This window comes from Methylobacterium sp. E-066 (genome assembly GCF_022829635.1).
Taxonomy (GTDB): Bacteria; Pseudomonadota; Alphaproteobacteria; order Rhizobiales; family Beijerinckiaceae; genus Methylobacterium.
This window is the reverse complement of the sequence record NZ_JAKSYO010000211.1, coordinates 1-7119: the sequence shown is the minus strand read 5'-3', so window position 1 is coordinate 7119 and position 7119 is coordinate 1. Positions and strand designations below refer to the sequence as shown.

Sequence of the window (7119 nt, the reverse complement as noted above, 5' to 3'; positions counted from 1 at the left end):
CGCTCCGCGTTCCCTGGGCTCTTGTGTTGACGCCAACGGATTTGCTCCGATGCCGAATGCGGCGCGGGTCCCCTCGCCCCGCTCGCGGGGAGAGGCCCGCACGGACCTCGTCGTCCGTGCGGGAAGCGCAGGCGAAGCCGGAGCGGCGGTGAGAGCGCTTGAACGGATGAAGCTCGTCCTGACTCGCCCCCTCACCCTCGGCTGTCGCCTCGCCGCGCCGACGACGAGGTCGTCGCGGCCCTCTCCCCGCAAGCGGGGCGAGGGGATCACAGGGGGAAGCGACGGCGCTCAAGACAGTTAGGAAGCCCCCACCCTGCCGCCCAATCAGGCGGCCCGCGCCAGGACGGCCTGCTCGTCGTCGACTTCATCGGTGCGCACGTCGAACTGCACCAGGTAGGCGGTCCCGAAACTGGTGGTCAGCGCGCAATCCGTGGCGTCGCGCCCGCGGGCCATGACGATCCGGGCGATCCGCGGCTGGTTGTGCCGGGCGTCGAACGTGTACCAGCGCCCGCCCTCAGGGCCTTCCAGGTAGACCTCGAACCAGGCCGAAAAATCCATCGGCGCCGGGTCCTTCGGCACGCCGATATCGCCGAGATAGCCGGTGGCGTAGCGGGCCGGGATGTTCATGCAGCGGCACAGGGTGATCGCGAGATGCGCGAAATCCCGGCAGACGCCGACCTGCTGGGTGTAGCCGTCGAAGGCCGTGCGGGTGGCGTCGGCCTGCTGGTAGTCGAACCGGAGGCGGTTGTGGGCGAAGTCGACGATCGCCTGGACCCGCGCCCAGCCCTCCGGCGTGGAGCCGAACAGCGACCAGGCGATGCCCGACAACTTGTCGGTGTCGCAGTAGCGCGAGCCGAGCAGGTACATCAGCACGTTGTCCGGCAGATCCTGGACCGGGATCTGGCGCGCCTCGGGCGCCTCTACGTCCGGCAGGCCGCTATCCGCGATGGTGAAATCGGCCGCCATGGTGATCCGGCCGCCGGGGGCGACGATGCGGGTGCAGACATTGCCGAAGGCGTCGACATGCTGGCGCGCCGCGACCGGCGGGTCGAAGGTGATCACCTCCGGGGTGACGAGGTCGCTCCGGCGCTCGGGGCGCACGTTGAGGAGCAGGTTCATCGGCGTCGGGCCGAGCGTGTCGAAGGCGATGGTGAAGCCGGTGCGGACGTGCATTGGGAGAAACCGTGGACGAAGCCAGCACGGAGCGGTGCTGTCGGGTGAGCGCATATAGTAATGGAGCCTAAAAGGCGTAGATCGGCCAGTGGTTCCGATCTGTGTATCAGTCGTCGGACCTCCCGGTGCTCGAATTTTCGGCACCCCTAGCCTCCAGCCGGATCGCGCCGCCGGTCGTGCGCGTCTGCCGTGCAGCCCTGCCGTGCCCGGCGCCATGTTGCATCGCACAGGGCAGCCTCGTATCGCTGCCGCCGAACAGACCCGCGGAACGGCCCGGCATTGCTGCGCGAGACCGTCCCGCCGCCGGACGAACGCGACCCATGACCCTCGACAAGCTTTCCCTGCCCAAGGACAAGATCCGGGTCCTGCTGCTCGAAGGCATCAATGACAGCGCCGTCGCGCTGATGCAGGCGGCCGGCTACACCAACCTGACCCGGCTGCCGAAGGCCCTCGACCGCGACGCCCTCCACGAGGCGCTCCAGGGCGTGCACATGCTCGGTATCCGCTCGCGCACCCAACTCGACGCGGCGGCCTTCGAGGCGGCGGACCGGCTGCTGGCGGTGGGCTGTTTTTCGGTCGGCACCAACCAGGTCGATCTGGAGGCGGCGCGCCATCGCGGCATCCCAGTGTTCAACGCGCCGTTCTCCAACACCCGCTCGGTGGCGGAGCTGACCATCGGCGAGATCGTGATGCTGCTGCGCAGGATCGTGCCGCGCTCGGTCGGCGCCCATGCAGGCCGATGGGACAAGTCGGCGGTTGGCTCCCTGGAGGTCCGCGGCAAGACGCTCGGCATCGTCGGCTACGGCAATATCGGCACGCAGCTCTCGACGCTCGCCGAGGCGATGGGCATGCGGGTGCTGTTCTACGACCACACCGACAAGCTGCGCCACGGCAACACCGAGCCGACCAAGACCCTGCACGACCTGCTCGGCCAGTGCGACGTGATCTCGCTCCACGTCCCCGAGACGGACGCCACCGCCAACATGATCGGCGAGGCCGAGATCCGGGCGATGAAGCCCGGCGCCTTCCTGATCAACAACGCCCGCGGCACGGTGGTCGATCTCGACGCCCTCGCGGCTTCCCTGCGCGACGGCCATCTCAAGGGCGCGGCCATCGACGTGTTCCCGGTGGAGCCGGGCTCCAACGCCGAGCCGTTCGTCAGCCCGCTCCAGGGCATCGAGAACGTGATCCTCACGCCGCATATCGGCGGCTCGACCGAAGAGGCCCAGGAGCGGATCGGCGCCGAGGTCGCGCGCAAGCTGGTCGACTATTCCGATATCGGCTCGACGGTGGGCGCGGTGAATTTTCCGCAGGTGCAATTGCCGGCGCGGCCGACGGGCACGCGCTTCATCCACGTCCAGCGCAACCTGCCGGGCATGCTCGGGCGGCTCAACGACGTGTTCTCCCGCGGCCACGTCAACATCGCCGCGCAGTTCTACCAGACCGATGGCGAGGTCGGGTACGTGGTGCTGGAGACCGACGCCACCGACGCGGATGCCGAGGCGCTGCTCACCGAGATCCGCGCGATCCCGGGCACGATCCGGGCGCGCCTGCTCTACGAGCGCCGCTGAACCGGGGCGATTTCGCCGTGGCCGCATCGAACGCCGGCTCTGTTGCCGCGTTCGCCTTGCGCGGCGGCGCCGGGCGCTGTTCAAGTCATGCCCGGCCGCTTTGCTGATGGATCGGCCGATCGGCGGAGGATGTGCGGTGACGAAGCGTATTGGATGCGGATTGGCCGGCCTCGTGCTCGGTCTGGCCGGGACGATCTCGGTCGTCTCCGATGCGTCCGCGGATTGCCTGCGCCGGATCTACAACCGCTCGACCTACGTTCTGGTCGCTCGCCAGGACGGCGGCCCGCCCGCGACTCTGCTGCCGGGCCAGTCGCTGCCGGTGCGGCTGTCGCGGCCGGGCCAGATCGCCATCTCGGCCTATTGCGGGCTTCCGGAGGCCGGAGGCAGCCCGGTCACGCAGGCGAGCTTCGATTACGAGGCGGTGCTCGACCGCTGCTTCGTCCGGTTCGGAAGCGACGAGTTCTTCGCGTCCCAGCTCGGCCGCGGCTTCTTCGGCACGCAGGAGACCGCGCCGTTCACGGTCAACAATCCGAAACAGGGCGATATCGTGCTGGGCCCCTCGTCCCTGCCCGCCTGCCCGGTGCCGGGCGCGGTGCTCAGTCGGCGCGGCTGAGCGAGCATCATCTTTTTCCGAAAGCCGGAAACCGCCTTTCGGGATGATGCTCTAGAGAAAATGCCGGAAGACGACCCGCCGGTCCTCGGGAGCGCCGGGCGGCGGTGGCGCCGCCGGCGTCAGGAACGGGCTGGCGAGGCGCAGCGCGATCAGGCTGAGGGCCGCGAGCGCCGGGGCGACGTATCGGAACGGGCGAGCGAACATGAGCGCCTCCGTCGCGGCGTAGCCGACCCAGGCGATGACCTGCGTGCAGACCTGCAGCGTGAGCAGAACATCGCATTGCTGCGCAGGATGCGGCGTGTTGAAGCGCACATGGGTAACGTTAAGCCGGCTCACCGATGCCGGCGGATCTCGGGGCGCACGTGCCTGACGACTCGATCCGTCCGGGTTACGGACCTCCGATTGCGTCCGCGCCGTCGCTGGCGCCCGCAGGTGCACGCTCCTATGGTGACCCTCTGCGGGAGTTTCGCCGCGCACGCCGCGACTTTGCTTCCCTGCGCCGAACCAACAGCGTGAACGAGGACGCGCGTATGCTGACCCAGACTGGCAACTCGATCCTGCGGGGGGATCTCGGCGTCGAGGAGACCATCGAATCCGACAACATCGTGCGGTGGGATGGCGATCGGCTCTATGTCGAGCAGGACGTGTTCCACAACGGCCAACTCGTGCACCGCAAGTACCGGCGCACCGTGACCGAGCCCGTGGCCCAGGCGCTCTGGGCGATCATCAACCGCGCCAAGCAGTGAGTTTTGGCGGGTCGGGTTTCGCGCGGAACGCCGCCCTTTCCGTCTCCCTACACGCTTTTCGATGAGCGCCGCAGGTTCGAGGCGGAGGGACTTTTCGAGAATGCGACGGGCCCCTCTTCCTAGTGGGGCCCGTGGCTTTACCCCTTCGCCGGATGCGGCGCGGGTCCCCTCTCCCGTGCGGGAGAGGGACAGGGTGAGGGGACAGGTTCCTCCTGATAAGGCGTATCCCTCACCCCAACCCTCTCCCGCACGGGAGAGGGGGCGCGTTGTGGCTCGCAAAACCGATCCATCAATCACTGAGGCCGCCAGGGCGACCGACCCGCGCCGTCTGCGCGTGGTTGCGTGCCCGGCCCCGGCGGCAGCCCGTGCTGCCCATAGATCATAGACTCGCGGCGCCATGCACCAGCGCCTCAGATTGCAAGCACCGGCCCGCAACGGGAGCCGGCCCTGCTGGCCCTACGCCGCCACTGCGTTCAGGGGCGCGGCGGCCGAGAGCTGCTCGGTCTGGAGGGCGTCGAGGCGGCTATGGGCGTTGTCGAAGGCGCTCCGGAGCGTCGCGCTCGCGTCTTCCACGGCGACCAGCACCGCCAGCTTCTGGCTCGTAGCGCGATCGGCGATGCTGCGGGCGGCGGAGAGCAGGGACTGCTCCAGGCTCTGGAATTCGGCTGCGGCTTCCTTACCCGTCTCGCGGGTGGCCGCCGCCAGGCGCTCCAGCGCCGCCTCGAGGGCATGACGCAGGACAAGCGTGCGCACGCGCTCCTGAAGGAGCGCCCTCTCGTCGAGTTTCATCAGATTGGGTCCGCGACTGGGAACGCGGGCAAGATCTCATACTTCCCCGGACCCCGCAGCCACCTTTTTGCAACAGCGCAATACTGTTTCTCAATCCGCGGGGTGTTGCGCCGGGATCTGGATGGTTGCTGAACTTTGGGATGAACTGCCGTTTGTCCGACGAATTACAAGAGTTAAGGCGTTGTTTGTCCTGTTGACGGGTCTTTCGACTTCAATGCCGCGGGCATCGATGCGCGTTTCGAGCTGCGGATTCAAATGGAAGGTGGATATTCGTGACCTGTCACAACCGCGCGAGGGCGGTGTCGACCGGATTGCAGGAGACCGCCATCGCGCGATGCCCGAACGTGGCAAACCCGTGGATGGCTTCGCTGCGCGCGACGACGGTCGCGGTTGGGACGGATCCGTCGAAGAGCCGTCAGTACGGCGTCCCGGTCTGCCGTTGCGCGCGCAGGGCCTCGGCGTACCAGGTCAGCTCGTCCAGAAATTTGGCGGTCGCCGTCTCGATCCAGGCCTCCGTGGGGGTGCCATCCGCGTCCAGTACCTTCTGAAGGCGCGGGATCGGCAGGAGCGAGGGGATGCTGGGCATGCCGAGTTCGGCCAGCATCGCCCGGAGCGGCATCGCCGCGCGGACCCCGCCGAACTGACCGGCGGAATAGCAGCAGATCGCCGAGGGGCGCCAGTAATACTCTTCGAGGAAGTAGTCGAGGGTGTTCGACAAAGCCGGCGGGACGCCGTGATTGTATTCGGCCGAGACCATCAGGAAGGCATCGGCGCCGCGGTAGAGTTTGGCAAGCCGCTCCAGCGGCTCCGGGGCGGTGCCGGCCGGGTATTCCTTGTACATGCGGTCGAGGAGCGGCAGGCCGAGCTCGGCGGGATCGACCAACGGGGCGATATGGCCGCGCGCCTCGAGCCGGGCGATCAGGAACCGCGCCGCCCGGAGGCCGATCCGGTCCGAGCGGACGCTGCCGAGGATGACCGGGACGGTGAGAGGCATGGCGATCTCCGATCAGCGCGGTCAGGTCTTCGAGGTGGTCGTGAGCGCGGTGGCGGCCAGCCCCACCGGTCCGGTGGTCGCGTAGGCGGCAATCGCCTTCGTGACCTGCTGAAGCAACGATTGCAGGCCGTCCTCGATCCCGCTGAACGGGTTCGCGTCGCCGGTCGCGGTGCCGGAGGACGCCGCTGCGGCCGTGCTGTCGCCGGCGGTCGGGTTCGCGCCCGTGGCGTTCGCGGCATCGGTCGCCACCGGACGGGCGTGATGGCCGTGATGGTGATGGACCGGCGCGGGATTCTGCGAGTCCTGGCCGTCCTCCGCGCCGGGATCGGCGGTGGATTGTTCGGTGACGCTCGACGCGCTGCCGGGCGGCGCGAACCCGCCCTGGGCGGTGATCTGGCTGTAATCGGACTGCACCTGCAGCAGCGAGGCCATCAGGTCGCTCGACAGGGCCGGGCCGGAGGCGGTGCTGCCGGAGGTCGTGGTCGAGCCCGACGACGGGCTTGCCCCCTGACTGGCGACCGCGAAGGCGTTCGCATCGGTCTGCTGCGCGGACGCCGCCCGCGTCTGCCGCAGGGCGCTGATGAGGTCCCGCTGAAGACTGCTGCTCGTGACCGAACCGACCGACATGATACGCCCTCGCGAAGTCCTTCTGTGAGAGCAGGCACGGCGCGTTCCAGAATTTTGTCTTTAATTTCAAGGGCCGGGGTGGGCTTAGGGCCGGCAGGATCGGCCGCGCGGCAAATTTTGCCGGCGTTGGCTCGGCCCGGGCGGACGGCCAAGGGCGTGCGCCCTCCCCTTTGAAGTAAGCGGCCCAACTATGCTGCCGAACGAGGCTGGGGCGCCTCTCCCATGCTGGTCAAAGGGGTCACACGCCGGCTTGTGCGGGGCGCGACGCGCCCCCTCTCCCGTGCGGGAGAGGGCTGGGGTGAGGGACCAGCCTTTTCCGGAAAACGCGCATCCCTCCCCCTGTCCCTTTCCGGCAGGGGGGAGGGGACCGGGGCCCTTTCCGGAGTTTTATGGTCCCGATGGTCCGTACGAGCAAGCGGGCCCCTCGCGGCCTGCTGGCTCGGTGCCGAGCACGGCCTCACCCCCGCCGTTCCTCATGCGATCCTTATAAGTTCGCCCGCCTCTCCGTCTCGAACCCTAACGCGGTTCAAGCCCACAATCCGGGTCGGCCGGGATCGGTCGCGGCAGGGCCGCGCCGCCCGCAGAACCGACGCGGATTCATCATGC

General features: G+C 68.5%; 8 protein-coding genes. 3 read left to right on the top strand and 5 right to left on the bottom strand.

Annotated elements, in window-relative coordinates; translation table 11 throughout:
- Window positions 1-324 precede the first annotated feature (324 nt).
- Window positions 325-1173, bottom strand: coding sequence for a transglutaminase-like domain-containing protein (locus MKL20_RS31370; RefSeq protein ID WP_244039963.1), 849 nt, complete (start codon window positions 1171-1173; stop codon window positions 325-327).
- Window positions 1174-1493: 320 nt separating this feature from the next.
- Between MKL20_RS31370 and serA the strand changes: the two genes are divergently transcribed.
- Window positions 1494-2744, top strand: coding sequence for a phosphoglycerate dehydrogenase (gene serA / locus MKL20_RS31365; protein ID WP_244039962.1), 1251 nt, complete (start codon window positions 1494-1496; stop codon window positions 2742-2744).
- Window positions 2745-2880: 136 nt separating this feature from the next.
- Complete coding sequence (locus MKL20_RS31360) at window positions 2881-3357, top strand: hypothetical protein (protein WP_243970199.1); 477 nt, start codon at window positions 2881-2883, stop codon at window positions 3355-3357.
- A gap of 51 nt (window positions 3358-3408) precedes the next feature.
- On the opposite strand, the gene MKL20_RS31355 is transcribed toward MKL20_RS31360, so the two are convergent.
- Window positions 3409-3693, bottom strand: a complete 285-nt coding sequence (locus MKL20_RS31355) for a hypothetical protein (RefSeq protein WP_244039961.1) — start codon at window positions 3691-3693, stop codon at window positions 3409-3411.
- A gap of 194 nt (window positions 3694-3887) precedes the next feature.
- Here MKL20_RS31355 and MKL20_RS31350 point away from each other — a divergent pair, with 194 nt between their 5' ends.
- Window positions 3888-4103 carry a hypothetical protein gene (locus tag MKL20_RS31350; RefSeq protein ID WP_092042182.1) on the top strand — a complete coding sequence of 72 codons (216 nt, stop codon included), beginning with the start codon at window positions 3888-3890 and terminating at the stop codon, window positions 4101-4103.
- Between the two features lie 456 nt (window positions 4104-4559).
- Here MKL20_RS31350 and MKL20_RS31345 read toward each other — a convergent pair whose 3' ends face one another.
- The 3 genes from MKL20_RS31345 to MKL20_RS31335 all read right to left on the bottom strand — a co-directional run bounded on the left by MKL20_RS31345 (window position 4560) and on the right by MKL20_RS31335 (window position 6513).
- Window positions 4560-4892, bottom strand: a complete 333-nt coding sequence (locus tag MKL20_RS31345; RefSeq protein ID WP_243970203.1) for a hypothetical protein — start codon at window positions 4890-4892, stop codon at window positions 4560-4562.
- Window positions 4893-5307: 415 nt separating this feature from the next.
- The gene (locus MKL20_RS31340) at window positions 5308-5886 is read right to left on the bottom strand and encodes an NADPH-dependent FMN reductase (protein WP_244039960.1); all 579 of its coding nucleotides are present in this window, start codon (window positions 5884-5886) and stop codon (window positions 5308-5310) included.
- A gap of 21 nt (window positions 5887-5907) precedes the next feature.
- Window positions 5908-6513, bottom strand: coding sequence for a cell wall anchor protein (locus MKL20_RS31335; RefSeq protein ID WP_244039959.1), 606 nt, complete (start codon window positions 6511-6513; stop codon window positions 5908-5910).
- Between the last annotated feature and the right edge of the window lie 606 nt (window positions 6514-7119).